This window comes from Halomicroarcula saliterrae (assembly GCF_031624395.1).
Taxonomy (GTDB): Archaea; Halobacteriota; Halobacteria; order Halobacteriales; family Haloarculaceae; genus Haloarcula; species Haloarcula saliterrae.
Genome location: NZ_JAMQON010000005.1, coordinates 354,530 through 380,771, shown reverse-complemented (window position 1 = coordinate 380,771; position 26,242 = coordinate 354,530). Strand labels below are relative to the sequence as shown.

28 protein-coding genes are annotated in these 26,242 nt (G+C 66.6%); 17 read left to right on the top strand and 11 right to left on the bottom strand.

Features of this window, described 5'->3' with window-relative positions; translation table 11 throughout:
- The first annotated feature begins 300 nt into the window (after positions 1-300).
- Positions 301-723: a DUF7344 domain-containing protein gene (locus NDI56_RS17830; protein ID WP_417936032.1), complete on the top strand. Its 423-nt coding sequence runs from the start codon at positions 301-303 to the stop codon at positions 721-723.
- Positions 724-991: 268 nt separating this feature from the next.
- Positions 992-1,699, top strand: coding sequence for a hypothetical protein (locus tag NDI56_RS17825; protein WP_310921050.1), 708 nt, complete (start codon positions 992-994; stop codon positions 1,697-1,699).
- 885 nt (positions 1,700-2,584) lie between these two features.
- Here NDI56_RS17825 and NDI56_RS17820 read toward each other — a convergent pair.
- Together NDI56_RS17820 and NDI56_RS17815 are read right to left on the bottom strand one after the other, a co-directional pair.
- Positions 2,585-4,471 carry a PAS domain S-box protein gene (locus NDI56_RS17820; protein WP_310921049.1) on the bottom strand — a complete coding sequence of 629 codons (1,887 nt, stop codon included), beginning with the start codon at positions 4,469-4,471 and terminating at the stop codon, positions 2,585-2,587.
- A gap of 247 nt (positions 4,472-4,718) precedes the next feature.
- Positions 4,719-5,447, bottom strand: a complete 729-nt coding sequence (locus NDI56_RS17815) for a hypothetical protein (protein WP_310921048.1) — start codon at positions 5,445-5,447, stop codon at positions 4,719-4,721.
- Positions 5,448-5,649: 202 nt separating this feature from the next.
- Between NDI56_RS17815 and NDI56_RS17810 the strand changes: the two genes are divergently transcribed.
- Positions 5,650-7,134, top strand: coding sequence for a carotenoid oxygenase family protein (locus NDI56_RS17810; RefSeq protein ID WP_310921047.1), 1,485 nt, complete (start codon positions 5,650-5,652; stop codon positions 7,132-7,134).
- Positions 7,135-7,273: 139 nt separating this feature from the next.
- On the opposite strand, the gene NDI56_RS17805 is transcribed toward NDI56_RS17810, so the two are convergent.
- Positions 7,274-7,966 (bottom strand): helix-turn-helix domain-containing protein, encoded by a 693-nt coding sequence (locus NDI56_RS17805; RefSeq protein ID WP_310921046.1) that lies wholly within the window; start codon positions 7,964-7,966, stop codon positions 7,274-7,276.
- Positions 7,967-8,080: 114 nt separating this feature from the next.
- On the opposite strand from NDI56_RS17805, the gene NDI56_RS17800 reads away from it, so the two are divergent.
- From NDI56_RS17800 to NDI56_RS17750, 11 genes are read left to right on the top strand one after another with little or no spacing between them, the layout of a single operon-like run.
- Positions 8,081-8,659, top strand: coding sequence for a hypothetical protein (locus tag NDI56_RS17800; protein ID WP_310921045.1), 579 nt, complete (start codon positions 8,081-8,083; stop codon positions 8,657-8,659).
- The gene (locus tag NDI56_RS17795; protein ID WP_417936040.1) at positions 8,656-9,288 is read left to right on the top strand and encodes a QcrA and Rieske domain-containing protein; all 633 of its coding nucleotides are present in this window, start codon (positions 8,656-8,658) and stop codon (positions 9,286-9,288) included. Before NDI56_RS17800 ends, NDI56_RS17795 begins: the two co-directional genes overlap by 4 nt.
- A complete protein-coding gene (locus NDI56_RS17790) occupies positions 9,288-10,703 on the top strand; it encodes a cytochrome b (protein ID WP_310921043.1) in 1,416 nt (471 codons plus the stop codon). The genes NDI56_RS17795 and NDI56_RS17790 overlap by 1 nt, the downstream gene beginning before the upstream one ends.
- The gene (locus tag NDI56_RS17785; protein WP_310921042.1) at positions 10,696-10,878 is read left to right on the top strand and encodes a DUF8120 family protein; all 183 of its coding nucleotides are present in this window, start codon (positions 10,696-10,698) and stop codon (positions 10,876-10,878) included. Before NDI56_RS17790 ends, NDI56_RS17785 begins: the two co-directional genes overlap by 8 nt.
- The gene (narG, locus tag NDI56_RS17780; protein ID WP_310921041.1) at positions 10,871-13,789 is read left to right on the top strand and encodes a nitrate reductase subunit alpha; all 2,919 of its coding nucleotides are present in this window, start codon (positions 10,871-10,873) and stop codon (positions 13,787-13,789) included. Before NDI56_RS17785 ends, narG begins: the two co-directional genes overlap by 8 nt.
- Entirely contained in the window at positions 13,786-14,871 is a 1,086-nt protein-coding gene (gene narH, locus NDI56_RS17775; protein WP_310921040.1) for a nitrate reductase subunit beta, read from the top strand. The genes narG and narH overlap by 4 nt, the downstream gene beginning before the upstream one ends.
- Positions 14,864-15,694 (top strand): ethylbenzene dehydrogenase-related protein, encoded by an 831-nt coding sequence (locus NDI56_RS17770; protein WP_310921039.1) that lies wholly within the window; start codon positions 14,864-14,866, stop codon positions 15,692-15,694. The genes narH and NDI56_RS17770 overlap by 8 nt, the downstream gene beginning before the upstream one ends.
- Positions 15,694-16,368, top strand: a complete 675-nt coding sequence (locus NDI56_RS17765; RefSeq protein WP_310921038.1) for a molecular chaperone TorD family protein — start codon at positions 15,694-15,696, stop codon at positions 16,366-16,368. The genes NDI56_RS17770 and NDI56_RS17765 overlap by 1 nt, the downstream gene beginning before the upstream one ends.
- Positions 16,365-17,189, top strand: a complete 825-nt coding sequence (locus NDI56_RS17760; RefSeq protein WP_310921037.1) for a DUF8068 family protein — start codon at positions 16,365-16,367, stop codon at positions 17,187-17,189. Before NDI56_RS17765 ends, NDI56_RS17760 begins: the two co-directional genes overlap by 4 nt.
- Positions 17,186-18,028: a HEAT repeat domain-containing protein gene (locus NDI56_RS17755; protein ID WP_310921036.1), complete on the top strand. Its 843-nt coding sequence runs from the start codon at positions 17,186-17,188 to the stop codon at positions 18,026-18,028. The genes NDI56_RS17760 and NDI56_RS17755 overlap by 4 nt, the downstream gene beginning before the upstream one ends.
- Before the next feature lie 3 nt (positions 18,029-18,031).
- The gene (locus NDI56_RS17750; protein ID WP_310921035.1) at positions 18,032-19,270 is read left to right on the top strand and encodes a P-loop NTPase; all 1,239 of its coding nucleotides are present in this window, start codon (positions 18,032-18,034) and stop codon (positions 19,268-19,270) included.
- A 12-nt stretch (positions 19,271-19,282) separates the two neighbouring features.
- On the opposite strand, the gene NDI56_RS17745 is transcribed toward NDI56_RS17750, so the two are convergent.
- From NDI56_RS17745 to NDI56_RS17735, 3 genes are all read right to left on the bottom strand, one after another.
- On the bottom strand, positions 19,283-20,011 hold the full coding sequence (locus NDI56_RS17745) for a competence/damage-inducible protein A (RefSeq protein ID WP_310921034.1): 729 nt from the start codon (positions 20,009-20,011) through the stop codon (positions 19,283-19,285).
- Positions 20,012-20,081: 70 nt separating this feature from the next.
- Positions 20,082-20,291, bottom strand: coding sequence for a hypothetical protein (locus tag NDI56_RS17740; protein WP_310921033.1), 210 nt, complete (start codon positions 20,289-20,291; stop codon positions 20,082-20,084).
- A 102-nt stretch (positions 20,292-20,393) separates the two neighbouring features.
- Complete coding sequence (locus NDI56_RS17735) at positions 20,394-20,762, bottom strand: DUF6788 family protein (RefSeq protein ID WP_310921032.1); 369 nt, start codon at positions 20,760-20,762, stop codon at positions 20,394-20,396.
- A 359-nt stretch (positions 20,763-21,121) separates the two neighbouring features.
- Here NDI56_RS17735 and NDI56_RS17730 point away from each other — a divergent pair, with 359 nt between their 5' ends.
- Positions 21,122-21,961, top strand: a complete 840-nt coding sequence (locus NDI56_RS17730) for a ParA family protein (RefSeq protein ID WP_310921031.1) — start codon at positions 21,122-21,124, stop codon at positions 21,959-21,961.
- The gene (locus NDI56_RS17725; protein ID WP_310921030.1) at positions 21,958-22,389 is read left to right on the top strand and encodes a DUF7970 domain-containing protein; all 432 of its coding nucleotides are present in this window, start codon (positions 21,958-21,960) and stop codon (positions 22,387-22,389) included. The genes NDI56_RS17730 and NDI56_RS17725 overlap by 4 nt, the downstream gene beginning before the upstream one ends.
- 22 nt (positions 22,390-22,411) lie before the next feature.
- Here the strand turns inward: NDI56_RS17725 and NDI56_RS17720 are convergent, their stop codons facing one another.
- On the bottom strand, positions 22,412-22,801 hold the full coding sequence (locus NDI56_RS17720) for a ribbon-helix-helix domain-containing protein (RefSeq protein WP_310921029.1): 390 nt from the start codon (positions 22,799-22,801) through the stop codon (positions 22,412-22,414).
- 230 nt (positions 22,802-23,031) lie between these two features.
- Here NDI56_RS17720 and NDI56_RS17715 point away from each other — a divergent pair, with 230 nt between their 5' ends.
- Complete coding sequence (locus tag NDI56_RS17715; RefSeq protein ID WP_310921028.1) at positions 23,032-23,802, top strand: rhodanese-like domain-containing protein; 771 nt, start codon at positions 23,032-23,034, stop codon at positions 23,800-23,802.
- A 101-nt stretch (positions 23,803-23,903) separates the two neighbouring features.
- On the opposite strand, the gene NDI56_RS17710 is transcribed toward NDI56_RS17715, so the two are convergent.
- The 4 genes from NDI56_RS17710 to NDI56_RS17695 form a co-directional block, all read right to left on the bottom strand.
- The gene (locus NDI56_RS17710; RefSeq protein ID WP_310921027.1) at positions 23,904-24,230 is read right to left on the bottom strand and encodes a NifU family protein; all 327 of its coding nucleotides are present in this window, start codon (positions 24,228-24,230) and stop codon (positions 23,904-23,906) included.
- A 242-nt stretch (positions 24,231-24,472) separates the two neighbouring features.
- Positions 24,473-24,889: a metal-dependent transcriptional regulator gene (locus NDI56_RS17705; protein ID WP_310921026.1), complete on the bottom strand. Its 417-nt coding sequence runs from the start codon at positions 24,887-24,889 to the stop codon at positions 24,473-24,475.
- Positions 24,886-25,008 carry a hypothetical protein gene (locus tag NDI56_RS17700; RefSeq protein WP_310921025.1) on the bottom strand — a complete coding sequence of 41 codons (123 nt, stop codon included), beginning with the start codon at positions 25,006-25,008 and terminating at the stop codon, positions 24,886-24,888. Before NDI56_RS17700 ends, NDI56_RS17705 begins: the two co-directional genes overlap by 4 nt.
- A 182-nt stretch (positions 25,009-25,190) precedes the next feature.
- Positions 25,191-26,111: a DUF7551 domain-containing protein gene (locus NDI56_RS17695; protein ID WP_310921024.1), complete on the bottom strand. Its 921-nt coding sequence runs from the start codon at positions 26,109-26,111 to the stop codon at positions 25,191-25,193.
- Between the last annotated feature and the right edge of the window lie 131 nt (positions 26,112-26,242).

The following is a 26,242-nucleotide window of genomic DNA, read 5'->3' as shown; positions in this document are numbered from 1 at the left end:
CGACGAGCCGTACCGGGAGCGACAGCGCTGCCCCGTCAGCCGACCGCCGAGCAGCCGCTGCGGCGTGTCACGGCCGGATTCGTCACCTGAGCCTGTCGCCTGCCAGGGGAGACTCCCGTCGCGCCGGCCAGGGCCACGGTGACGCTGTCCCGACCTGAACTCTGGTTGTCGAAACGGCAGGTATCCATCTCAGTGTGGCTCGCAAACAGTTGTGAACTGACTGCAACGGTGATATTCCGTGCAACTGACCGGGACGGTCGCCTCGCTATATCACCGTGTGGCCAGTACGGGGAAGCGAGCATGACCGACTGTGAAACGACTGACGACGCAGCGACTGACGGTATCGACCGACAGGCCTCCACGTCCGACTCCCGGCTGACCCGCGACGATATCTTTCACGTGTTGCAGTGTCGGCGGCGCCGACTCGTGCTGAAATTCCTCCAGGAGTACGACGGAGACGGGAGCGTTCCCATGAGAGACATCGCCGAGCACGTCGCCGCTGTCGAACACGATACGACCGTCGACGGACTGGCGTCCAGACAGCGCCAGCGCGTCTATATCGCGCTCTATCAGGACCACTTGCCGAAGATGGATACGGCGGGAATCATCGACTACGACCAGAGCCGTGGCCACGTGGCGCCGACGGCACAGACAGTCGCCTTCTACCGGTATCTCGACCGTGAGCCGTCTCTGGTGTCGGACCAAGCGCGGACGGACGGGTAGTCAGACCGGGGCGTCGCCGGCACGCTCCGGTGTCGCCGCCGCTTCGGTGTGAGCTAGTGCACCGACTCGTCCGGCCGACGCTCGCAGACTGTTCTGCCCCGTCGCTACCGCGCCCTCGTACCGTCGTAGCGGCCGTGACGGCGCTCCCGCGCAGCTGCCGGCGGCGTTGTTTTCCAATCCTTAGCATCCGAATAATAAGGGCCGTAGCGGCGCGAGTGGGAACTGCATGTTTCACAAACTGACGCGGTCACAACTAGCCGCAGTGCTAGTGATAGGGCTGGTCGCACTGACCGGCTGCGCCGGTCTCGAAGGGTCTGGCACGGAGACGCCGGCCGCCGAGGACGAGTCGACACCGGACGAAGCGCCGACAGAGACAGACGACTCGGAGACAACTGAACCCGAGGACAATCTCCTGGCCGACGACGGCCAGTCCGACCCGGTAGCGACCGACACCGACGAGGCTCCGGGAGACGACGGCAGTGACGCGGATTCGACACCGAACGTGACCGGTGACGATTCGATACTCGACGAGGGAGACGATCCAGTGGGCAACGAGACCGGAGCGGACCAACTGGCTAACGACACGGAAGACGACTCGGTAGCCAACGACAGCGACGACGACTCGGTAGCCAACGACAGCGACGACGACTCGGTAGCCAACGACAGCGACGACGACTCGGTAGCCAACGATACGGAAGACGACTCGACAGCTAACGACAGCGACAACTCGATGGCCAACGACACGGAAGACGACTCGACAGCCAACGACAGCGACGACAATCCGCTGTACGACGATTCGTCGGAGAACAGTACCGACGACAATTCCACGGCGAACGACTCTGACGGCAGTTCATCCGAGAACAGTACCGACGACAGTCCGTTGTACGACGATACCGACGAAAGTTCCACGGCGGACGATATCGGAGTCGAACCGACTTCTACGACACCGCGACGGAATACGGTACTCGGGGAGTGACACCGGAGTACGGCCCCAGAGCGGGGCCGACTGGAATCGAGACCGAGAGGCACTGAGCTCGGTCGAGCGTTCCGGGGCTTCCCGAAGATAGGCGGTGTGTTCCGGACGGCGGCTCGCGGCCGCCACCGCGTGAACTGCTCGGGACAACCGGCAAGTCCCATCCATGCCGGCTGTTCGACCGGCTACGGGTGGGACTGGGCGGGGCCGCGGGCTCCGCGATGGACCGGATTTCTCCGTCCTGGCGAACGGGCGACGCCTGCGAGCCAACGTCGAGAAGGCGGAGGAGTTCTGCATCTCAGTAGCGAACACTGGTTCCGACAACACGACCGCTGATGTCCCCGAATTTTTATTACACATCGTTCTGAACGAAACATTGGGGGACGGGACACTGTGCCTCTGACAGCCTGCACACTGGTCCACGGAAAGTGGGTGCGGTGTTCGTCTGTCGCTGGCCGAGCAGTGGGTTCGCTCGGCCGACCGCTGCCACCAGTGCCGGACCACGTCGGTCCGACCGCACCGAGGCCGGCACACACACTCGTCGACAGCGGCTGTGGCCTCTTTTAACGGACGTGGTACCGTCGACGCGTTGTCGCACGGACCGGGCTGCCGGTACCGCCTGACGGCCGCTGTCCGTGACCGCCGCGGTGGACAGGTTTCGTTGCTGACACCACAAAGCACATGCCGGGAGCGATGTCACCAATCGAACGGGCCATGGTCCCCGCACAGCTTCAGCCCCAGCCTCGGTGCTGGGACCAGCCCACAGTGTGTCCCCACCGGGCGTTGCCCACGCCCGGTTTCTGCGGTTCCTTGCGGGCCGTCTGCGCCCGCGGGCGTGACTGATGGTTTGGTTCCAAGCGCCGTCACAGCGGGCGCGTCGCCGCGACCTCAGCCGTCCGAGAACTCGACACCGGTAATCTCGAAGCGGGCACCCCCGTCGGCACTCTCGGTCAGGCGGATGTCCCACCCGTGGGCTTCGACGACCTGTTTGACGATGTTCAACCCGAAACCCGTGCCCTCGGCACTCGTCGAATAGCCGACCCGAAAGACCCGCTCACGTTCGGCGGCGGGGACGCCCGGTCCATCGTCTGCCACGTAGAACCCATCGTCGAGGGGTCCCACGGTGAGAGACACCTCCGGCCCGTCGTCGTCCACGGCGTCGTCTGACTCCGTCCGACTGCCTGTCGTGCCGCGCTCGACGATGTCGTCGGACGCAGTCCGATTGCTTGTCGTGCCGTGCTCGACAGCGTTCCGAAAGAGGTTCTCGAACAGGTGTTTCAGCCGCGACTGTTCGGCGACGATAGTCGCGTCGGTCGTAATCGAGAGGGCCGCCGCCGACAGGCCGGTCGTCTGGGCACATTCCTCGGCGAGGGCAGGCAGCTGGACCGGGGCCGGCTCCGAGCCGGTCTCGCCGTGGCGTGCGAGGTCCACCAGCTCGTCGATAAGCCGCTCCATCCGGGCGACCGGGCGTTGACACCGTTCGAGCGCCGCTTCGTCGTCAGTCTCGATCAGATCCAGCGACGCCGACAGCGTCCGCAGGGGGTTCCGGAGGTCGTGACTGACAACCGTGACGAACTCGTCGAGCCGGTCGTTTTGCCGCTTTAGTTCGCGTTCGCGCTGCTTGCGGGCCGTGATATCGCGGAAGTACCCCTGGTTGTAGCACTCCCCGTCGATTTCGACGGTCTGGGCGCTTATCTCCACGGGGGTCTCGTCGCCGGCCGCGTCGACGACGGCGAGTTCGACCTGTTCGCCAAGCGTCGCGTCACGACCCTCACCGTCGCCTACGTGTTGTCTGAACAGTTCGGCGTACTCCTCGGCTTTGTCCGGGGGATGGAGCTCCGTCTGGTCGAGGCCGACAATCTCCTCGCGGGGACGGTCGAGCAACCGCGTCGCCGCCTGATTCGTTTCCCGAATCTCGCCCGACTCGGCGTCGGCGATGAACACCGCGTCCGGGGCTGCATCGAGCAGGGTCTGATACCACGCCTTCGTCTGAGCGAGATTCCGCTCTCGCTCCTTGCGCTCGGTGATATCCCGAATCGTCCCGCGGACACGCTTGCAGGTTCCGTCCTCGAACTTCGGGTCGGCCCGCGTGCGCACCCACTTCTCGGCGCCGTCGCCGGTGACGATGCGGACTTCGATATCGTACGGGTCGCCGTCTTCGAGCGCCCGTTTCACGCCGTCCCGAACCGCGTCGCGGTCCTCGGGATGATAGAACCGCTGGATATCCGCCTCGGGGTCCGGCTCGAACTCCGTATCGACGTCGTAAATCTCGTACACCTGCTCCGTGAAGTACGCCTCCTCGGTCCGGGGGTCGTACTCCCAGGCCCCGACGTCAGCGAGATTCTGGGTTTTCTCCAGCAGATCCGTCTTCCGTTCCAGCTCCCGCTCCGCGCGGAATTGCCCCACCGCCCTGCTGATACGGTTCGCGAGGAGGTCGTACTGGTCCGTTCCGGAGTCTTTCTGGAGATAATCCGTCGCGCCGAGGGTGAGTGCTTCGCTCGCGACTTCCTCACTCCCCTTTCCGGTGAAGAGAATAAACGGGAGGTCGGGATAGGTCTCGCGGACGGCGTCGAGGAACTCGAGGCCGTTCATGCCCGGCATATCGTAATCGGAGACGACACAGTCGACCGCGGACGTGAGCCGGTCCAGCCCCTCGGCCCCGCTGGTCGCAGTTTCGACGGTGAAACGGTCGTCGTCGCGTTCGAGAAACTCGGCGGTCAGCGCCCCGAAATCCGGGTCGTCATCGATATGAAGAACGTGGACGGCATCACCCATACTTCCAGTATATACACATAGTTATATAAGAGAGTTCCCCGCTGTATCGATGCTCTGTAGCCGCCAGTGCCACGCTGGGACAGATGAGCGTAATTCATCTGTCAACTCTGTGTAGCATTAGCAGGCCAGTCGCCGACAGCACAGCGACGCGGGTAGTTGCGCACGGGGTTGGGGACGGAGGTCCCGGCCACGGTACCGACACAGCCTGTGACAGGCCGCTCGGTCGGCGAGACGACGCCCGAGCCGTCTAGTAGTGTTTGAACAGCAGGCCCCTGATGTCGTCTTTCGTCCGAACTGCTTCGGTCGTCCCGTCGGGCAGGTCGACCTCGTACGGTTCGTTGCCGCCGCTCTTTCGCCACTTGTCGTCGTGTGTCTTGAGCAGCTGGTTGGCTGCCGAGAGGACCGCGCCCGGCCCGTCGGTGTTCGGTGTCGAATCGGCAGTATCGGCGTCCCCGCCGCTCTCACCGGCCTCGGAACCGCCGTCGGCATCGCCGTCTCCGTCCGACTCGGTCGGTTCGTCTCCCGCCGCCGTTGGTTCGTCGGTCGACGTGTCGTCACTGTCGGCCGCGTCACCGTCCTCGGCATCGGTGTCTACGTCGGAATCGCCCGCTTCAGAGTCGCCCACGTCCGCGTCGGGGCCTTCGGAGGCGTCGAGCTCGGCGAGTCGCGCCGCGAACTCCTCGACGCCCAGCGTCGAGAGCAGCTCCCCGCGCATGGTCGCGGTGTCGATTCCGCTGCCCGGCACTCCCTCCACGTCGGCGGCGATCTCTTGAAGGAGGTGGAACTCGGCCGTGGCGATGCGCTCGTGGGCACCCTCGCCCGACGGCTGTGTGGGTGGTGTGTACGTATCGAGGAGATACTGGACGGTGTCCGTCGTCCGGATGTGGCCGTAGGTGTCGATGTACGCCGCCTCGAGGTCCGACTGAATCGACTCCAGTCGCTGTCGCTGTGTCTCCGTGACCGTGATTTCGGGCATTAGTAGCCAAGTGTATACGGCCCAGCATGGTGTAGTTTATCCCCGATTCCACCGGTATCCGGGGCAGTGTCGACTCGGCGGTCCACGACGAGCCACGAGGGCAGTGGTCCGATTTCCGACGACGGGATCGACGGAGGTATCAGCCCCGTCCTGTCCGTGTCGCCGCCGTCAGGCCTTAGCCTCGCCGGCCCGTCGGTCCGACATGGAGTCACACGCCGGCTTCCACTCGCTCCACGAGGAGACGGCCACGTCGCTCGATGTGACCGGCAGCCTGCCCGAATGGCTCGACGGGAGCCTCATCCGGAACGGACCCGGGGCCTTCTCGTTTCCCGGCGGGAGCAGCGTCGACCACTGGTTCGACGGGTTCGCGATGCTCTACCGGTTCACGTTTACCCCGGCGTCCGCCTCCGATTCGGCCGACGACACCGTCCACTATCGGAATCGGTTCCTGCGCACCGACGCCTACGAGGCGGCGCGAAAGGGCGAGTTCGAGGGCGGGTTCGCGACGGGAGCGACCACGCTCCGCTCGCGGCTGGCGACGTTTCTCACGGACCCCTACGACAACACGAACATCGTCGCCGAACGCGTCGGCGGCGAGTACGTCGCGCTGACCGAATCGCCCCGCAAGGTCCGGTTCGACCCGAACCTCCTCGACACGACGGGCCACGTGGAGCACGACGACGTCTCGGCCGGCCACCTCTCGTGTGCACATCTCAAGCGCGACCCGGCGACGGGAGTCCTCGTCAACGTCGATACGGCCTTCGGCCGAACCAGCCAGTATCACGTCTACGCGACGGCGCCCTCCGGCGACCGGCGACACGTCGGCAGCGTCGAGACCGACCGGCCCGCGTACATGCACAGTTTCGCGCTCACGCCCCGGTTCGTCGTCCTGACGGAGTTCCCCCTCCGTCTCGACCCGCGGCGGTTCCTCAGGCCCGGCCGACAGGCCCCCTTCATCGAGCAGTTCGAGTGGGAGCCCGACCGCGGGACCCGGGTCATCGTCATGGACCGGACGACCGGCGCGGTAGTCGCGGAGCCGGTGACCGACGCCGTGTTCGGGTTCCACCACGTCAACGCCTTCGAGCGGGCCGACGGGACCGAACTCGTCTTCGACCTCGAGACGGTGCCCGACGCGACGACGATAGACTCGCTGTACCTGGAGAACCTCCGGGCCGGCGAGATGGGGGCTATCGCCGGGCGTATCGAACGGTTCACCGTGGACCTGGGACCGACAGACGCGGCGGACAGATACGGTCCCGGCGACGCGACGGTCTCGCGCGAGATGCTGTACGACGACGGCAGCGCGCTGCCGACGGTCGCCCCGACACGCTGGTGTCGCCCCCATCGGTACGTCTACGCGATGGGGATGGACACGCCGGTCACCGAGTGGGCCCGTCGGGTGCTGAAACTCGACACGGAGACCGGGACCGTTCGGACCTTCGACGGCGGTGGCGACTACTTCGGTGAGCCCATATTCGTCCCGGCGCCCGACCCCGACGCCGAAGACGACGGCGTCGTGTTGACAGTGGCGCTCGACACAGCGGCCGAACGGTCGCGGCTGCTCGTCCTCGACGGGGACACCCTGGCGGAACGCGCTCGGGCGACGCTGCCACACGCGGCCCCGTTCGATTTCCACGGCCGGTACTTCCCCGAACTCCGGGCGGCCCGGGGCGCCTCGTCGTCGTGACCATCTCACGCTGTCGGAGGGGTAGAGCGAGTCGGTCTCGCGAAGTCCACGTGTTCCGGCTCCTTCCACCGTGGCAAAGCGGCGATACTCACGGCGGGAAGTCGAGCCGACCTGTCGACAGCCGCGGTGGTCTGCGCTCTCAGTCCGCCACGACGTCCCCCAGCAGTTTCCGCTGGGCCGCGGCCAGATGCTCGGTGAACGTCGTGGTCGCGATACCGAGTTCGTCGGCGACCTCGCCGGCGCTCGCGTCGCGCGGATGCTCGAAGTACCCCATCTCGTGAGCGACTTCGAGGACCTCGGCCTGTCGGTCGGTCAGGACGTCGGGGTCGAGAACCATCGGCGTCCCCGAGCGCTGCCCGGCAGAACTGTCTATCAGCCGACGGAGGCTGAGGGTGCCGCCGGTCTCCTCTAACCTGTCGAGGACCCGTTTCAGTGTCTCGGTCCCGTCGACCAGGAACGTGACGACGATAGAGTCCTCGTCGACGGTGATATCGCGGAGTACACAGCCCGCTCGCTCGACCTGCTCGCAGACACAGCTGTGCTCGGCGGGCCGAACGACCCGGAAGACGTGTGCGTTCTCGTAGGAGAACACCTTCTCGACGCCGTCGTCGGCCGTCGCCGGCGGGGCGCCCGTGCCGTCGCCGCGAACGGTGAACTCCTCTATGACCTCGCCGTCGAGCCGGGACCGCGAGACGTCCGTGACTGACCACTTCGCGGTCGCGTGCGGCGTGACATAGCAGGAATCCGGGTCGAACACTTCGACCTCTGCGAGGATGTGGTCGGTCACGTACTGGTGTTCACACTCGGGGAATACCGCTTCTGACCCGAACATGTTCGCCCCGTCTGCCCGTATAAAACACCACAGATGTCAGGATAGCAGTTGAGGAGTACGCTCCCGAAATCTGGCGATAGAGGCACTACAAGTACACCCAAGAACTCGCCACTCATGGAACGAAACACGCTAGTCATCGGTCTGTTACTCGCAGCCGTGTTGGTGCCGATGTGGTACGTCGCCGCACACGGCGAACCGCCCGCAGAGGAGATCGCCATCGACGAGAGCGTCACCGAACACCGGCCCCTGGAGGGGGTCGTCGACACGCCGAACAAGCTCTCGCCCAGTCAGGTCGGCGTCATCGTCTGGGTCGCGCTGTTCGGGTTGCTGGCGCTCCTCGCGGCAGTTCACCAGTTCATGAACCGCGCGGTGAGACCGCCCGAGGGCGCAGTCACCGACGGCGGGACGAACAGGGAGAGCGGGTCCCTGCCGTGGCTGTCGACGGACCAGCGGTGGGTCGTCGAGTACCACGACGCCTCGGAGGCTATCGAGGGGCTGGTGGCGATGGGCGGGCTCACGGTGCTGTCAATCGTCTTCGCCGCGCTGTTGACCGGCGAGTACCTGACGCTGGCCCGGACCCAGTATTTCGGGCTGTACGCCGCCGGGATGTTCCTCTCGCTCGCACTGTCGACCGTCGCGTACTACGCGTGGTTCATGCCACACGTCGAGGTCGCCGAAATAAGGGGGCACTGAGCGTGGGGGACCCGAAATCCGACTCCGACGGGACGTGTGACTGTGCGAGCGAGCCGACCCTCTACAGCGACGCGCGGGCCGAACTGCGGCGTCGGGACTTCGCGAAGTTCCTCGCCAGCGTCGGCGGCCTGACCGCCGTCGCCAGTCTGACGGCGCCCCTCGCCAGCACGACGCAGGTGTTCGAGCGCAGTTACGAGGGGCCAGTCTACTCCGACGGGGTCTACCTCGTGGACGAAGCGGGCGAGCGCATCTCCGAGAACCGACTGGCATCGGGCGACCAGCTGACGGTGTTTCCGGAGCCGCGACCGGGTATCGAAGACGCCCCGACGCTGCTGGTCCGGTTCGAGGAGTCGTCCTACGGCGGGGACATCGACATGGGGTTCACCGTCGACGGCTACGCCGCGTTCTCGAAAGTGTGCACGCACGCGGGCTGTATGGTTTCCGACACGGAGGGACAGCTGTTCGTCTGCCCCTGTCACTTCGGGAAGTTCGACCCCACGGGCGGCGCCGCGGTCGCCGACGGCCCCCCGGGCCGGCCGTTGCCCCAGCTCCCGATTACGCTCACAAGCGACGGCTATCTGGCCGCCACGGGCGACTTCGAGGGCCCCATCGGGCCCGGGGGTGAGTGATGTCTCGCGCCGAGTGGCTCTACGACTGGTTCGACACCCGACTGGACGTCGAGGGCGCCCAGTCCTTTCTCGGGAAGGCGTTCCCGGCCGAAGACTCCTTCCTGCTGGGGGAGGTGGCCGTCTTCTGTTTCATCCTGCTGGTGCTTTCGGGCGTCTTTCTGGGCCTGTTCTTCGAGCCGTCGACCTCCGACGTGGAGTACGACGGCTCCGTACAGGAGTACCAGGGCGAGGAGATGCCCGAGGCGTTCGTCTCCGTGTTACACATCACCTACGACGTGCCGTTCGGGATGTTCATCCGCCGGCTCCACCACTGGGCGGCACACCTGTTTGTCGCCTCTATCGGCCTCCACATGCTCAGGGTGTTTTTCACCGGGTCCTACCGCAACCCGCGGGAGCCGAACTGGCTCGTGGGGACGGGCCTCGCAGCGCTGTCGATGGGGGCGGCCTACACGGGCTATGCGTTGCCCTTCGACGAGTTCGCCGCGACCGCGACGGGAATCGGCTACAATCTCACCGTCTCCGTTCCGCTCGTCGGGGACTTCTTCGGGCAGGTGATATTCGGCGGGGAGTTCCCGTCCAGTGCGACGATTCCACGGCTGTATTTCCTGCACGTCCTCGTGCTTCCGGTGGCCATCTCGGCGGGTATCGCCGTCCACATGGCGATTCTCGTCAGGCAGAAACACACCGAAGCCCCCCGCGACGAGGCCGTCGAGACCGGAGAGCGGACCGTCGACGCGGCGGACGACAGCGTCATCGTCGGTCTGCCGGCGGTGCCCAATCAGGCCGCGGTGTCCGCGGTCGTGTTCTTCCTGACGGCCGCGACGCTCTCTGCGCTCGCGGGGCTGTTGCCGGTCCACAACATCGCCGAGTACGGTCCCAACGACCCCGCCAGCACGCCGGCGCTCATCATGCCCGACTGGTTCCTGATGTGGGTGTACGGCTTCCTGAAACTGCTCCCCCAGTGGGCCAGTTTCACCGTCGGCCCGGTCCACGTCAGCGGGGAGTTCATCGGCGGCGTCGTCCTGCCCGGACTGGTCTTTCTGGCGGTCGGCATCTGGCCGTTCGTCGACCGCGAACCGGAGCCGACGCATTTCACTGCGAACCCGCTGGAGCGGCCCTGGCAGACGGCCGTCGGGGTGGCCGCCGTCGCGTTCATCATGATCGCCTCGATAGCGGGCATGAACAACATCCTCGCGGCACAGGTGCTCGGGACCACCACCAGCGCAGTCAACCCGATACTGACGGCGGCGCTGCTGGGTGTCCCGCCGCTGTTTGGCGCCGTCACCTATCTCCTGTTGCGGGACGGGGACTCGGCGACACCGCCCGATAGCGAGGCGACTGCCACGCCGGACGGCGGTGACCCGCCCGACGAACTGCGGGGCCGGCGGTCCGACGGAGGTGGGGCGGATGAGTGAGCGGCCCGCGCTCACGGAGTCGCGGTACCGACTGATAGATACGGCGAGTAAGCTCGTCGGCCTCGCACTCGTCGCCGCGGGGCTAGACGTCGGTGGCTCGACGCCAGCCGGCCTCGCACTGGCCCTCGCCGGCACCGCCTGTGCGACCCTTACTGTGTTTCTGAGCTATGAGTAGACAACACTCCGACGACGAACGCTGGATGGATAGCGCGCGAATCAGCCGCCGCGACTTCGTCCGTGGTCTCGGCGCTGCCTCCGTTCTGGGGGCAGTCGGGCTCTCCTTCGCGGACGAGGGCATGCGGGGGTTACGGGCCGTCGAAGACCCCATCGGGAACTACCCGTACCGGGAGTGGGAGGACCTCTACCGGGAGGAGTGGGACTGGGACTCGGTCGCCCGGTCGACCCACAGCGTCAACTGCACCGGTTCCTGTTCCTGGGACGTCTACGTCAAGGACGGACAGGTCTGGCGCGAGGAACAGGCCGGCGATTACCCGACCTTCGACGAGGACCTGCCGGACCCGAACCCGCGGGGCTGTCAGAAGGGCGCCTGCTACACGGACTACGTCAACGCGGACCAGCGCGTCCTCCACCCGCTGCGTCGCACCGGCGAACGCGGCGAGGGCCAGTGGGAACGGGTCTCGTGGGACGAGGCGCTGACCGAAATCGCCGACCACGTCGTCGACGAGGTGCAGGCGGGCCGATACGACGCTATTTCGGCGTTCACGCCGATTCCCGCGATGTCGCCCGTCTCCTTCGCCAGCGGGACCCGGCTCGTCAATCTCATCGGCGGCGTCTCCCACAGCTTCTACGAGTGGTACTCGGACCTGCCGCCGGGCCAGCCTATCACCTGGGGCACCCAGACGGACAACGCGGAGTCCGCCGACTGGTACAACGCCGACTACCTCATCGCGTGGGGGTCGAACATCAACGTCACCCGCATCCCCGACGCGAAGTACTTCCTCGATGCGGGCTACAACGGCACCAAGCGCGTCGGTATCTTCACCGACTACTCCCAGACGGCCATCCACACCGACGAGTGGCTCTCGCCGAAGGGCGGCACCGACGCCGCGCTCGCGCTCGGGATGGCCCGGACCATCGTCGAAGAGGGCCTGTACGACGAGGCGCATCTGAAAGAGCAGACCGACATGCCCCTGCTGGTGCGCGAGGACACCGGGAAGTTCCTCCGGGCGAGCGAGGTCGGGCTGGCCGCCGGCGCCAGAGACCCCGAGAAGGTGTTCGTCACCGTCGACGGCGACGGGCGACTGCGGGCGGCGCCGGGGTCGCTCGGCAACCGCGACGGCCAGCACGACTCGGAGGCGAGCATCGCGCTCGACTTCGACCCGCAGCTGAGCGTCGAGCGGTCAGTCCAGACGAGCGACGGAGACGTGCGGGTCCGGTCGGTGTGGGACCGACTCACCGAGGAGCTCGCCCAGTACACCCCCGAGTTCGTCCACGAGGAGACGACCGTCGGGACCGAGACCTACCAGCGAGTCGCCCGCGAGTTCGCACGGGCCGACGCCGCCAAGATAATCCACGGGAAGGGGGTCAACGACTACTACCACAACGACCTCGGCAACCGGGCCATCCAGCTGCTGGTGACGCTGACCGGCAACCTCGGCGAGCCCGGTACCGGGCTGGACCACTACGTCGGTCAGGAGAAGATATGGACCTACAACGGCTGGAAGGAGCTATCCTTCCCGCGTTCGGACCAGCGGGCGGTGCCGACGACGCTGTGGACCTACTACCACTCGAACGTGCTCGACAACGCCGACCCCGAGATGCGCCAGCGGGTCGAGACGGCCATCGACAACGACTGGATGCCGGTCTACCCCGCCGAGCGGGCGGACGGGAGTCGGCCCGACCCCTCGACGATGTTCGTCTGGCGGGGCAACTACTTCAATCAGGCCAAGGGGAACGTCGCCGTCGAGGAACAGCTCTGGCCCAAACTGGATCTGGTCGTCGACATCAACTTCCGGATGGACTCGACCGCGCTGTTCTCCGACATCGTCCTGCCCGCGGCGAGCCACTACGAGAAACACGACCTCTCTGAGACGGACATGCACACGTACGTCCATCCCTTCACTCCGGCCGTCGAGCCGCTCGGGGAGGCCAAGACCGACTGGGAGATATTCCGGCTGCTGGCCGAGCGGATACAGGAGCGGGCCATCGAGCGCGGCGTCGACCCGGTCGCGGACCGGGAGTTCGACCGGACCATCGACCTCACGACGGTGTACGACGACTTCGTGCGCGACTGGGAGACCGGCGACGCCGACGCGCTGACCGACGGCAAGGCCGCCGCGGAGTTCATCCTTGAGCACTCCGCGGAGACGAACCCGCCCGACAGCGACGAGCGCATCACCTTCGACGACACCGTCGAACAGCCCCAGCGGCTGCTGGGCGCCGGGGACCACTGGACGTCCGATATCTCCGACGACGAGGCGTACGTCCCGTGGCAGGACTACGTGAAAGACAAGCAGCCCTGGCCCACTTTCACCGGGCGCCAGCAGTACTACGTCGACCACGACTGGTTCCTCGACCTGGACGAACAGCTCCCGACCTACAAGTCGGTTCCGCCGGAGAAGGGCGGGGACTACCCGATGACCTACAACACGCCCCACGGCCGGTGGTCCATCCACTCCACCTGGCGCGACAGCACCAAGATGCTCCGGCTCCAGCGCGGGGAACCGCTGGTGTATCTCCACCCGGATGACGCCGAAGAGCGGGGCATCGAGGACGGCGACACCGTGGAGGTGTACAACGACCTCGCCAGCGTGGAGGTCCAGGCGAAGACCTACCCGTCCAGCGAGCCCGGGACGGCGCGGATGTACTTCGCCTGGGAGCGGTTCCAGTTCCCGGGTGAGAACAACTTCAACTCGCTGGTCCCGCTGTACATGAAGCCGACGCAGCTGGTCCAGTACCCCGAGGACGAGGAGGGGCACCTGTACTTCTCCCCCAACTACTGGGGACCGACCGGGGTGAACAGCGACGTAAACGTCGACGTGCGGCCGACCGAGGGCGGGTCGGGCTCGGGAGACGAGCAGGGCGACTCTTCCGATGTACCCAACGCCGAGGAGGACTCACAATGAGCACTGACCAGCAGACCGATACGGAGGGACAGGGAGAACAAGAGACGCGTATCAACGTCGCGGACGGCATCGACCACCAGGTCGCGATGGTGATGGACCTGAACAAGTGTATCGGGTGTCAGACCTGTACCATCGCCTGCAAATCGCTGTGGACGGAGGACGGCGGCAGCGAGTACATGTACTGGAACAACGTCGAGACCAAGCCCGGCGAGGGGTACCCGCGCGGGTGGGAGGAGTCGGGCGGCGGCTGGAAGTCAGACGAACACGGCGAGCGCCAACCCGGCGAGATTCCCGACGAAGCGGAGTACGGTCGCGCCTGGGAGTTCAACCACGAGGAGGTGATGTACGAGGGCAGCGACGAGCCCCTGCGACCCCGCGAGGGCGCCGAGTGGGGCCCCAACTGGGACGAGGACCAGGGGGCCGGGGAGTACCCCAACAGCTACTACTTCTATCTCCCCCGCATCTGTAACCACTGCACTCACCCGTCCTGCGTCGAGGCCTGCCCCCGGTCGGCGCTGTACAAGCGCGCCGAGGACGGCATCGTCCTCGTCGACCAGGACCGCTGTCGGGGGTACCGGTACTGCGTCGAGGGGTGTCCGTACAAGAAGGTGTACTACAACACCGTCTCGAAGAAGTCGGAGAAGTGTATCTTCTGTTACCCGCGCCTGGAAGGCGAAGGCCCCGACGGCGAGACGTTCGCGCCGGCTTGTGCCGAGGAGTGTCCGCCACAGCTGCGACTGGTCGGCTTTCTGGACGACGAGGACGGCCCGATATACAAGCTCATCGAGGAGTACGAGGTCGCCCTGCCGCTCCATCCGGAGTTCCAGACCCAGCCCAACGTCTACTACATCCCGCCCTTCGCCCCACCACAGCACACCGACACCGGCGAGACGGTCGACGTCGACCGCATCCCCCGCCAGTACCTCCGGGAGCTGTTCGGCGACCGCGTCGACGACGCGCTCGACACCATCGCCCGCGAGCGAGAGCGCGTCACGCAGGGGGGCGACAGCGAGCTACTGGAGATTCTACAGGACAAGAACCCGGCCCAGCAGTACCGGCTCGAGGTGTTCGAGGATGGCTGAGGGGCGGGGAGCGGTCGTCTCCGTGGCCGGGCTGGCGCTCCTCGTCGCCCTCTCGGCCGTCGGTGCGCCCCTCGCGGGGGCGCGGCCGGCCCACGAGATACCGGTCGCCACGGCGACGGGGAACCTGAGCGGGCCGACCGCGGAGGGGTGGTCTGACGTGCCGTCGTCGACGGTGCCGCTCACGAGCGCGCCCAGCAGCGTGCCAAACGCCAACGACACGACCGTCGAGCGCCTCCACGTGCAGGCCGCCCGGGGCGACGGACGGCTGTATCTCCGGCTGCGGTGGCGGGACGCCACTCGGGACACGGCCGCCGACGGCCCGCGGACCTTCTCGGACTCGGTGGCCGTCCAGTTCCCGGTCGACACGGCTTCACGGCCGCCTATCGCCATGGGTGCGCCGGACAACCGCGCCAACGTCTGGTACTGGGACGGCGCGGCGGGCGGCCAGGAACTGCTCGCGGGCGGGGCCGGCTCGACGACGGCGTTCCCCAACGCCTCGGTGAGCACGGCCGCCGTCCATCGGGGCAGCGGCGCCAACGCGACGTGGACGGTGGTGTACGAGCGCGAGGTCGGTGTCACGGACACGAACCGGACCACGGTTCCCGACGACCGGAACCTCGACGTCGCCTTCGCCGTCTGGAACGGCTCCAACGGCGAGCGGGCCGGCCAGAAGGCCGTCAGCGAGTGGCACTACTTCCCCTTCGGCGGCGGGCCGCCCGGCCCGCCCTACGAGGTGTTGCTGTGGGCCGTCGCGGGTATCGCCGTCGTGGTCGTGCTCTCGGTGACCGCCTACGGTGTCCGCCACAGCGGGGGGCCCGACTGATGGCGACGACAGACGACGGTTCGGGAATCGACCGGGACGCGGCGGCCCGGGGCGCCGTCTACCGGACGCTGGCCGTCGGCTTTCGGTATCCCGAGGAGGGGTTCCACGCGGCCGCCGCCGACGGGACGCTGACGGCGGAGCTGCGTCGATGCGTGGAGCTGACACCGCTGTCGGTCGAGGTCCCCGACCTCAGCACCGAGGACGACTACGAGACCCTCGCGGCCCGCTACAACGACATCTTCGAGCTGGGATACAGCGAGTACACCGACCGTACCGACGGCTCACTGGAGGCGTCTGGACCGCCGGTGCCGCTGTACGAGTCCAAGTATCGGCCCCAGGCGTCCTGGAACGACGTGAATCTGGACCTCGCGCGGGCGTACGAACACTACGGCCTCGAAATCGAGCAGGACCAGCGGGACAACCACGACGCGCTGACCTACGAGCTGGAGTTCGCCGGCTACCTCTGTCGTCGCGAAGCCGCCGTCGGAGCGGGCGCCACACGGGCCCGGCTGGATTTCCACGACCGCCATCTCGGCCACACCGCGACGGGCGTGGCCGACCGGCTCGACGAGGAGCCCGGCACCGACGTCTACGGCTCTCTGGGAACGTTGCTGGAGCGGTTCGTCCGCGCCGACCGGAACGAGCTCGCGGCGCGACGGGAGGGGGCCGAATGAGCATCCGCTGGAGGCGGCTCCGGCCGGACCGGACCGCCGACCCCGCGGCGTCCGTCGCCACGGGCACCCTCGGCGTGGCCACGGTCGCCGTCACCCTCCGGTTTCTCACCGCGCTGCTGGTCAACGCTCCCAGTACGCCGGGCGCGGCCCCGCTGTCGGCACTCGAAACCGCCTCGACGGTGGCGGCCGCGGCCGCGCTGGTCGCCGGTGGCCTGCGAGCGGCCACACCGACGGCCGGCGTCGGCGCCCTGTTCGGTGGCGTCTTCGGACTGCTCGCCGCGGGCACGCCCGTGGCCACCGTCCCGGCGACGGTCGCGCTCGCCGGCGGGACCGCGGTGTTCGTCGGCGCACACCGGGACGTGTTCACTCCGCTCAGCGGCGTCGCCGTCGCGCTCCTGACCCTCGCGCTGGCCTGGAGTAGCCTCAGTGGCGTCGTCGGCGTCGCTCCGGCCCGTCGACTGGGCTCGATTGTCGCGTTCCTGGCCCTCGGGGCGCTCCCGGCGCTGGGTACCGCCGACGTGTGGTCGCTGGTATCGGGCGCCGTCGGTCTCGCCGTCACTCTCTGGTTCGCCTACTCGCTGCCGTTCGTCGCCGGCGCGGTCACCCTCGTCACCACCGGTGCCGTCGGCACACCGCTGCCGGTGGTCGCCGTCGCCGTGGCCGGCGTCGTGACGGCCGGCAGCGCCGCCCTTCGGGTGCGACGCTGGTGGCTGGTAGCCGGCGTGGCGCTGGTGGCCGCCGCCGGCGTCCCGGTCACGGTGACACGCGCCGTCCCGTTCGCGCTCGGCGTCACCGCGCTCGTTCGGGGGGTCGACCGATGACCGACGACGAGTTCGAGCAGCATCTCCGCGAGGAGCCGGACCCGCAACTGGACCCGGCCAAGAGCCCCGGGATGCACACCGATATCGAGGCGCTGGCGGACATCGAAGTCGACCGTGACGACGTCACCATCGGGGAGGCGACCCCCGAGGAACTCGCCGCGACCGATACCGAACCCGTCGAGGCGTTCCCGGTGGCCGACCTACTCGACGAGTTAGACCGGGAGAGCCCGGTCGACCGACGGCGAGCGGCCCTCGCACTGGCGGACGCGCCGACCGCCGACGGGGTGGTACGCGGGCTGGCCCGCGCCGCGACGACCGACGACGACAGCGACGTGCGACAGTTCGCCGTGGAGGCGCTGACCGCCCACGGCGGCGAGCGGGCGGCCGCCGTCGCGGTCGAACTGCTCGACGACCCCGACCCGTGGGTCCGCGCCGAGGCGCTGGTCGCGCTCGACAACATCGACCGCGAGGCCCACGAGGCCGATATCGCGGCCACACTCGACGCGGACGACCACCACGCGGTGGTGCGGAACGCGGCCATCTCCCTGTTCAAGGTTCGCGGGGAAGCGATGGCGGAGACCCTCCTGGAACTGAGCAGGGCCGACAGTGAGCGCCTCCGGGAGTGGGCCGCCCACATGCTCGGCGGCGTGGACTCCGACCGCGCCCGTGACCGACTCCGAGAGCTGACTGACGACCCCGCGACGGTCGTCCGACAGACCGCAGAGCACGCGCTGGACACCGACCCCGCGCGGTTCCGCCGTCAGTTCGGCGGGGCGCTCGAAACAGACAGCCGACTCCTCCCCGGTGAGGACCGACTCAACCGGATACCGGACCTCTGACTCATGAGTGAACAGTCACCTCCTCTCGCCGACCGCGTCGAAGCACAGTTACGCAGCGTCCGCGACCCGAAGGCGGAACTCTCGGTGTTTCAGGCCGGGTTCGTCGAGGACATCGCCGTCGACGGCCGTGACGTGACCGTCGAGGCGGACCTGACCGCACTGAACGGCGAGACGGCCACCGGCGTCGTGCGAGCGATGCTGCAGGCGGTCAACGACGTCGACGGCGTCGAGTCGGCCCACGTCGAACGCGTCTCCCCCTCCAGCGAGGGGCGGTCGACCGTCGCGGCGTTCGACCACGTCGTCGCCGTCGCCAGCGCCAAGGGCGGCGTCGGCAAGTCTACCGTCGCGACCACCCTCGCGGCCGCGCTGGCCGGGGACCACGACGTCGCGCTGTTCGACGCCGACATCCACGGTCCGAACGTCCCGGGTCTGCTCGATATCTCGGGGCCGATACACTCGAGCGAAGAGGGAGACCCCCTGCCGGTCCGGACCGACGGCCTCGAAGTCATGAGCGTCGGTCTCATGGAGGACGGGGCCCCGCTCGCGTGGCGGGGCGCCATGGCCCACGACGCCGTCGACGACCTCTTTACCAACACCGCGTGGCGAAACGACGACGTTCTGGTCCTCGACCTCCCGCCGGGCACCGGCGACGTCGTGTTGACGACACTGCAGGAGGCCCCCGTCGACGGTGTCGTCGTCGTCACGACGCCGTTCCACGCCAGCGTCAGCGACACCGGACGGACCGTCGAACTGTTCCGGGACAACGACGTGCCGGTGCTGGGGGCCGTCGTGAACATGGCCGAGTACGTCTGTGACTGCTGTGGCGAACCGAACGACCTGTTTGACGGGGGCGCGCTCCCGGAGCTCGATGCGCCGGTCCTGGCCGAGCTCCCATTCTCCCGGCGCCTCCAGGCAACGCCGACACCGGGCGACGTGCCGTCGGTGGTGGCCGAACTGGGTGCCGAGGTGACGGCGGCCCTGGAGACGGCCGGTGAGGTGTCGGTGCCCGAGCACGCCGTCGACATCCGGGGGCTCCCGCCCGAGGAACGGAAGCGCCGAGTCCGCACGCGGTTCACCGGTCTCGAACGCGGTGCGGCGTTCGTCGTGGTCAGCGACCGCGACCCGACGCCGGTCGGGGCCTTCCTCGGCCGGCTCGTCGACGAGCCACGGGAGGCGTTCGACCCGTTCACGGTGCGGCGAGCCACGCCCAGCGACTGGGTGCTGGAGACGGTCCGTCCCTGAGCCGGACCCTTCTCACTCGGTCTCGATTCGCTCGCGGAGCCACGCGGTCGCGTCGGCGACGGCCGCCGGGTCGTCGCCGGTAATCTTCACCCGGCCCGGCTCGTCGTCTTTCCGGGGATAGCTCCCCACGGCGACGTCGAACTTCTCGCGGGCGGTCGTAACGGCCCCGACCAGTGCGCCTTCCGGCGCGGGCGTGTGTATCGTCTCCGCCGTCCGGTCGCCGTCGAACTCGTCGGCGATACTCTCGTACATCGCTTCGAGTTCCTCGGGAATGCCGGGCAGCACGTAGACGCCGTCGACGACACAGCCCGCGGCGAAGCTCTCGTCGGTCAGCAGCGCCTGTCCGCCCTCGGGGACCGACGCCCACGCGTCGAGGTCCAGCTCCATCTCGTACCGGTCGACCAGCTCCGGGTTGTCCGCGGCGAACTGTTCGGCCTTCGCTTCGAGATGCGCCCGCACGTCGTCGGGGACGACGAGGTCGCGACCGAACGCCCGTGCGACCCCGGCCTTCGTCACGTCGTCCGGTGTGCCACCGATACCACCGGTGACGATGACCGCGTCGAACGCGTCGCGGTACCTGGAGACGGCGTCGGCGATGACCGACTCGCTGTCGGGCACAGTCAGCACGCGAGTGACGGTCACGCCCGCCGCGGTGAGCTGTCGACCCAGCCACGACGCGTTCGTGTTCTCCGTATCTCCGGCCAGCAGTTCGTCTCCGACGGTGACCAGTGCCACGTCCATCTGTTCGCCGTCGGAGTCTGGCGGCGTTAAGGGTTTGGCTGTCCGGTGTCTGTCGTGGATGTCCAGCGGGTCACCCAATCGGCACTGACACGGGAGCCCATCGCCGGTCGCTATGGACGTGGGCCGGACCGGGGGCCATCTTGACCGCGACGCTGGGTTCCCAGAGCGGGCAGTGTTCCTTGCACCTCCGCTTCCCCGTCCCGCCGTGTTCCTCGGTCAGTTCGAGAGAGGCGAGTTCGAGATGCTCCTCGGTCACTTCGCCGACGTCGTTGTTCTTCACGTCGTCGCCGAGTCGGTCGACCTCGTCCAGCGCGATCAGGGCCGCGTCCTACTCCGTGGCGAGAATCTCCGTACACCGTCGGTGAGAACAGCCGATTCCCGTTTACGCCGGGTCGACTGGGGCCACGTATTGGCTCTTGACTTTCTCACCGTCTCGCCACTGCAGGTAGTAGTACTCCCGTCCTTTGATGGTCTTCGTCGTCAGCGTCCCCTTCGATGGGGGTATCGCAGCTTTCTCACGCGCTGTTTCGACTTTGTCTTCCCACGCGTCGCCGTCCTCCCAGCCGTCCGGCGTCTCGACCGAGTCATCCGCTGTTCCCGATTGGTCCGACTGTTCCAGCTCCGCGACCAGTGTCGTCACGTGGCGGATGGCTTCCTGCCGATGTCGCTCTATCGTGGACTCACCGCCATCGAACGGCTCCATCGCACGGAGACGTTCGAGGGCTTCGACCGCGCGGTCCCGGTCGCTCATGTGCTAACCAACAAGATCCGCGACGACTTCTGTTTGTTGGTTAACCCATCCACGTACGGTTGTGACGATTGGAGCGACTCTTCATAGCTTCTCTAGTCTCAGTTGTCCCTTTCAGCTCACTTCCTTGGCTATACGTTCCCGCTACTCGCTGTGGCTGATTCTCTCAGCTACGTCTTGCAGCTAATCCACTCAGTTGCGCTACTCAGCCACATTGTATAGCTAACCTTCTCGGCTATATCTATGAGCTAACTCTTCCAGCTAACTCGTTCAGCTAAGCTGTATAGCTGAGCTAAATAGCTATACTGATTAGCTATACCGTCTGACTGAGCTTTATAGCTAATGAGCCTGACTAACTGACTATGCTGGCTTACACGGTGTACTCGGAGGCGGGGGGCGTCGGCAAGACGACACTCGCGACGAATCTCGCGAAAGCGGAAGTTCGCGCCGGACGAAGGGTGCTGGCGATCGACCTCGACACACAGGAGGCCTCGATGTCGCACCTGCTGGACGTCGCCGAGGACCGCAACAACGACCAGGCGGACAGTCTCCTCCGACACATGATAGACCGGCCGCGGGGCGAGTTCGCTGACCTGATAAAGACGAGCGAAGGCATCGACGTCGTCCCGGCACACAACATCCTCGAGTACGCGTCGAAACATCTCCGCCGACGGGAGGAAGAAGCCGCGGACTTCGGGGAGTCCTGGAATCCGAACAAACAACTGCTCCGTGTCCTCCGGGAGGCCGGCGTTCACGAGACCTACGATACACTGATAATCGACCCGCCAGCGAGTGCCGACATCAAACTCCACAACGCTATCCACGCCACTCGCCATCTCGTGATTCCGTTCGAGCCCAGTGGGAAGGGGTACGAATCGGTGCAGGGTCTCGACCAGCTCGTCGGTGGTCTCGAAGAGTCACTGGGTATCGAAGTCGGCGTGCTCGCCGTGGTCCCGAACCGTTACAAGGGGATGAACGACCAGGACAGATTCCTCGAACAACTGACCGCGGACGGCTGGGAGACGCAGGTTCGATTCCGGGAGCGCTCCTCACTGCTCGAAGGCTGCTGGGCGGAACAGTGTACCGCATACCGCTATATCGAAACGCATCGCGACCGCGAGCGCGAGCACGAACTGGAGACCCTGGAGAAGTTCGACGCGCTTGCCGACCGAATCCGGGAAGAGACGGCGGTGAAAGCATGAAGCAAGGCTCCGCTGACGACCCGTTCGCTGACGAGGCCCCGGACGAGGCGGCCGGTGACGCCGAGACCGACGCCGATTCCGGCCTGACCGACGGTCCGGCGACCGAATCTGACTCGACCGACGGTCCGGCGACTGATTCCGGGCTCGCATCGCCCGAGACTTCACCAGCGGACACTCTCTCGTCACAGAGCCGTTCGCTCCCGTACATTCACTCGCGGGACGGCGTCAAAGACGGTCGAACGCAGCGACCTGTCTTCCTCCGCGACCACATCGAGGCCGGTATCGACGACCTCGTGACCCAGATGGAAGCCGAATTCGGCGAAGACGTCTACAAAACGGACGTCACTGAAGCGGCGATGGCTATCGCGGAGGAGCGTCCCGAACTCGTCCGGGAGAAGCTGGACGAATGGGGGTACGGCTGGTCCTGAAACGGCCGTCTACGCCGAGGCGCTAGGATTCGTCGTCCGTTCGATACGCCTGCAGCAGGTCGTCTAACAGCAAACAGCGCGGGTCCGTCACCGGATAGGCGGTGTCGATGTACTCCTCGGCCGTCTCGACGTCGCCGCGGATAGCGTACTGCCGGACGCGGGCGGCGTTCTCGTAGAACGCCTCGTTGAGTTCGGCATCGTCGTCGCCAGCGGTGGAGGGACGCGACGCGAACAGGTCGGTACGAAGCTCGTCGAAGTCGACCATCTCGGGTTCGTACTCGCCCAGCTCGGACAGGACGAACTCCACAGCGAAGCGCTGGAATTCCGATTTGCTCGAGAAGATATCCTCCTCGACCATCTCCTCGACGCGGTCCATCACCGCCTCGGGGAATCGGACTGTTGATTTGACCACGTTGTCCAAAGCAGACAGTGAACGGTTATAAAATCACCTCAGTGTGACGACTGGCCGACAGATTTCGGGCGGCGGACGGGGTCGTCCCGGTCGCGTCGCGAAACTGCGAGTCGCGACCCGCCGCTGTGTTCACGTCGACACGCCGGTGACCCAGCTCGTCCGTGCTGACAGTCATGATTCCGGCAGCGAACCAAACGCATTTTGGACACCTATACTAGAATACATATACCATGCAACGCCGTGGATACCTCGCCCTCTGTGGGACGGTATGTGGCGGGCTCGCCGGCTGCAGCGGGGACTCGAACGACACTCCCGATGGCGCTGTCGCTCCCGCCAGCGATGGGTATCCCGCGCAGTCCGGAACGCCGTCGACGGAACGGGACATCGATACGGGGTCGTTTCCCACGACGACTGTCGAGGGGGTCGACGTTCCGCTCGCACCGATAGACGCGACCCAGTACTGGTACCGCGAGGGGACTGCGCGGTTCGCGGACGCGAGGGGTCGGGCTCAGTACGCCCGGTCGCATATCACCGGGGCTGTGTTGAGTCCGGCCCCCGACGGCGGCGCCGACGACCCGGTCAGTGACTGGCCGAACGACGACCGTATCGTCTGCTACTGCGGGTGTCCGCACCATCTCTCCTCGCTCCGGGCCGCGACGCTCATCAAGAACGGATACGAGCGGGTGTTCGTCATCGACGAGGGGTTCTGGGAGTGGCAGACGCGGGGGTATCCTGTCTCCGGGACCGCTGTCACGTCCCGGCCAGCGGTACAGCGCATTCGCGGACGGACGGCGGCCGACGACGCCGGACAGACGGCGTGGGCGTGGCACGAGCCGACGGGACAGCGCGAGGCGACGCCTATCGCCGAGGGCGGGAGCTACACGCTCGAACTCCGGTTCTCCGACGTCGGGCCGGACTCGACGATCGCTGTGGAGACACCCGCCTATCGCGTCGAGGATTCGCTCGACGCGTTGACGACCCGGACGGTGACCGGGACGTAACCGATACCACGGACTCGTCCGGGTTCGCGGACGGCTACCAGACGGCTGCAGTCGAGCTCACACTACAAAGTCGACGCGAGACTGTCGGAAAAACCGGTCGTTCAGAACGAGGGGCTGTAGTCTTCGTACTCGTCCATGTCTTCCATCTCGTCGGTCTTCGAGGGCATCACCGCGGCACGCGGGCCGCCCGAGCGGACGACCTCGACGTTTTCGAGCCCGTCGACGCTCTCCGGGAGTCGGCGTTCGATGGCCTTCATCGTCATCGGGGCGATGCCACAGCCCGAACAGGCCCCGCCGATAGCGACGGTGGCGGTCCCGTTCGCTTCGTCGATGTCCCGGACCTCGAAGTTCCCGCCGTGTTGCTGAATCTGCGGGACGTTGTTGCTCAAGTAGTTACGCGTCTGTCGTTCGAGTCCTTCTGCGCTCATGACAACCATCTGTTTGCCCCATAGTATCATGAAACTGTGCATTTAGGGGGACCTAAATTTACGGTTCAGAATCGCTCTAAAACCTGTTTTGTCCTCAGATTCCGAATTTATACACTAATTCTGGCAATTTTTCGTACTGCCTAAACCTCGGCTCTCGGACCGACAGTGCCACACCCCGTCGGCGTCTCTCTCGAAGAACGGTGCTGTGTGGCCGGGCCGGCCTGTATCGATGGCTCGTCTTCTCAGGGGTCGCTGTCGGTCGCTGTGGGGCCCGTTCGGTCGACTTCGACCGTCGGCGCTGCTCCAGTGAACGGGAGCGTGGCCGCGAGCCGCTCTGTGACCGTCGGGCTCACGAGACCGGCCAGTTCCATCGCTTCAGATTCGCAATCGTCTAGTTCCAGCACCCGGCGAAAGAACCACGAGACGGTCACGTACGACTCGTGCAACGCCATCGCTCGCTCGCGCCCCGATTCAGTCAGCGTCGCCCCTTCGTACGGCCCGTAGGACACGACCCCGTTCTCCGCGAGTCGCTGGCACATCTCCGTCACCGCCGCCGGAGACCGGTCCAGCATCTCCGCGATGACACCCGGCGGGATAGGCGGGTCATGGCGGTGTTGTGCGATGTAGATCACCAGGAGATACTGTGGGGACCCGTTCATCGTGAGTCTGCAGCAGCGTCGGTCTCGTCCATCTCTTCCAGCGACTCATCGGCAGCCGACTGGTCGGTCAGCGCCTCCTCGATGGCCGTCTCGTCGACGTCGAAGACGGCTGCGTACACTCTCACCCACACTCGGGCGCGCGTTCGTCGGGGGGCGTCCACCACGATTCAGCCCCTCCACACCGGCTGTCGTCCGGCGACTCGCTGGCACGCTCCGCCGGTGTCGTCTAGTTTTGCGTGACTGCGTCCTGTGCGGTCTGGACGCGGTGTCGCGTCGTGGATACGGCTGTGTTCGGACATAGTCAGGATTCGATGACCGCAGTGGCGAGTCCGCTCGGCGCCGCTTCGTCCGCCACCGTGAGCGTGAGTTGCCAGCCGTCGTCGACGTCACCGACCCGAAGCGACGAGGGAAGCCAGTCCGGTCGGTGTCGATACAGTTCGAGCGCGATGGGTAACACGGGGAGGCGCCCGTCTCGCGGGGCCAGCGCGTACTCCGATATCTGGACGACGATCGACCGTGTCCCGTCCCGTCGCTCGACGAACCACGGGGACTGCGTGTACCCATCCAGAAGGCCGCGGTCTTCGAGCGTCGCCAGCGTGGCCGAAACCGGTCGGTCGGCCGTGTCTGCCGGTGCGAGCAGGCCCGCCGCCCTCGCGACCACCGCCGCCTGGTCCTCGGGCTGTACCCTGGTGTCGAGTTCGAGAGCCATGCGTTCGAGCAGACAGAGACAGAGGTCGTCGTGGTCGGTGCTCCGCTCTGCGACCTCGAAGTACGCGTCCATGACTGCGGACTCGACATCACCGTATCCTTCTGCCGACAGCGTCTCGAAGACTGCCGTCGCCGCGCTGTGACAGAACTCGACGAGCTGTCGCCGCTCCGGCTCGCTTCCTGTTACGACAGGCTCGGAGAGCCCCTCCGAGGTCGGTTTCCACGAATCGGGTACCGAGTGCGCGTTCGGCTCTGCGGCCGAACCCACTGGGTCCGTGTCTTCACAGACGATGGGGTCGTAGTATCGGACCTGCGGGTCGTATCGACGGAGGACCGCGCGATACTGCTCGGCCGCGCGGGCGGCTCTTTGTGCTACCGTTCTGTCGTCGAAGTGGAGCCCGTCGACCGGCACCGGCCGCTCGCCCGTTCGGGCACAGCGAACGACGTACTCACCGCCGTCGCTAGCCAGTGTCTCGATGCGGGTTCTGAGCTCGTTAAGCGCCGTCCCGACCATCGTGCTCCCTCCCGGGCTCTGCGTCCGGCTGTCCGCGCCTCGCTCTGGCTGTCGTTACGTTCCTGTGCTGACCGTTCATCGTGTGCTATCGTTTCTCGGGCGGTGTCCGCGCCCCTACTTTTAGGTCTACC

Bases quoted from the DNA above. Each gene is read 5' to 3' on its own strand.
- NDI56_RS17830 (WP_417936032.1), top strand. From the start codon at position 301: ATGACCGACTGTGAAACGACTGACGACGCAGCGACTGACGGTATCGAC.
- NDI56_RS17820 (WP_310921049.1), bottom strand. From the start codon at position 4,471: ATGGGTGATGCCGTCCACGTTCTTCATATCGATGACGACCCGGATTTC.
- NDI56_RS17815 (WP_310921048.1), bottom strand. From the start codon at position 5,447: ATGCCCGAAATCACGGTCACGGAGACACAGCGACAGCGACTGGAGTCG.
- NDI56_RS17810 (WP_310921047.1), top strand. From the start codon at position 5,650: ATGGAGTCACACGCCGGCTTCCACTCGCTCCACGAGGAGACGGCCACG.
- NDI56_RS17805 (WP_310921046.1), bottom strand. From the start codon at position 7,966: ATGTTCGGGTCAGAAGCGGTATTCCCCGAGTGTGAACACCAGTACGTG.
- NDI56_RS17800 (WP_310921045.1), top strand. From the start codon at position 8,081: ATGGAACGAAACACGCTAGTCATCGGTCTGTTACTCGCAGCCGTGTTG.
- NDI56_RS17790 (WP_310921043.1), top strand. From the start codon at position 9,288: ATGTCTCGCGCCGAGTGGCTCTACGACTGGTTCGACACCCGACTGGAC.
- NDI56_RS17785 (WP_310921042.1), top strand. From the start codon at position 10,696: ATGAGTGAGCGGCCCGCGCTCACGGAGTCGCGGTACCGACTGATAGAT.
- narG (WP_310921041.1), top strand. From the start codon at position 10,871: ATGAGTAGACAACACTCCGACGACGAACGCTGGATGGATAGCGCGCGA.
- narH (WP_310921040.1), top strand. From the start codon at position 13,786: ATGAGCACTGACCAGCAGACCGATACGGAGGGACAGGGAGAACAAGAG.
- NDI56_RS17770 (WP_310921039.1), top strand. From the start codon at position 14,864: ATGGCTGAGGGGCGGGGAGCGGTCGTCTCCGTGGCCGGGCTGGCGCTC.
- NDI56_RS17765 (WP_310921038.1), top strand. From the start codon at position 15,694: ATGGCGACGACAGACGACGGTTCGGGAATCGACCGGGACGCGGCGGCC.
- NDI56_RS17760 (WP_310921037.1), top strand. From the start codon at position 16,365: ATGAGCATCCGCTGGAGGCGGCTCCGGCCGGACCGGACCGCCGACCCC.
- NDI56_RS17755 (WP_310921036.1), top strand. From the start codon at position 17,186: ATGACCGACGACGAGTTCGAGCAGCATCTCCGCGAGGAGCCGGACCCG.
- NDI56_RS17750 (WP_310921035.1), top strand. From the start codon at position 18,032: ATGAGTGAACAGTCACCTCCTCTCGCCGACCGCGTCGAAGCACAGTTA.
- NDI56_RS17745 (WP_310921034.1), bottom strand. From the start codon at position 20,011: ATGGACGTGGCACTGGTCACCGTCGGAGACGAACTGCTGGCCGGAGAT.
- NDI56_RS17735 (WP_310921032.1), bottom strand. From the start codon at position 20,762: ATGAGCGACCGGGACCGCGCGGTCGAAGCCCTCGAACGTCTCCGTGCG.
- NDI56_RS17730 (WP_310921031.1), top strand. From the start codon at position 21,122: ATGCTGGCTTACACGGTGTACTCGGAGGCGGGGGGCGTCGGCAAGACG.
- NDI56_RS17725 (WP_310921030.1), top strand. From the start codon at position 21,958: ATGAAGCAAGGCTCCGCTGACGACCCGTTCGCTGACGAGGCCCCGGAC.
- NDI56_RS17715 (WP_310921028.1), top strand. From the start codon at position 23,032: ATGCAACGCCGTGGATACCTCGCCCTCTGTGGGACGGTATGTGGCGGG.
- NDI56_RS17710 (WP_310921027.1), bottom strand. From the start codon at position 24,230: ATGAGCGCAGAAGGACTCGAACGACAGACGCGTAACTACTTGAGCAAC.
- NDI56_RS17705 (WP_310921026.1), bottom strand. From the start codon at position 24,889: ATGAACGGGTCCCCACAGTATCTCCTGGTGATCTACATCGCACAACAC.
- NDI56_RS17695 (WP_310921024.1), bottom strand. From the start codon at position 26,111: ATGGTCGGGACGGCGCTTAACGAGCTCAGAACCCGCATCGAGACACTG.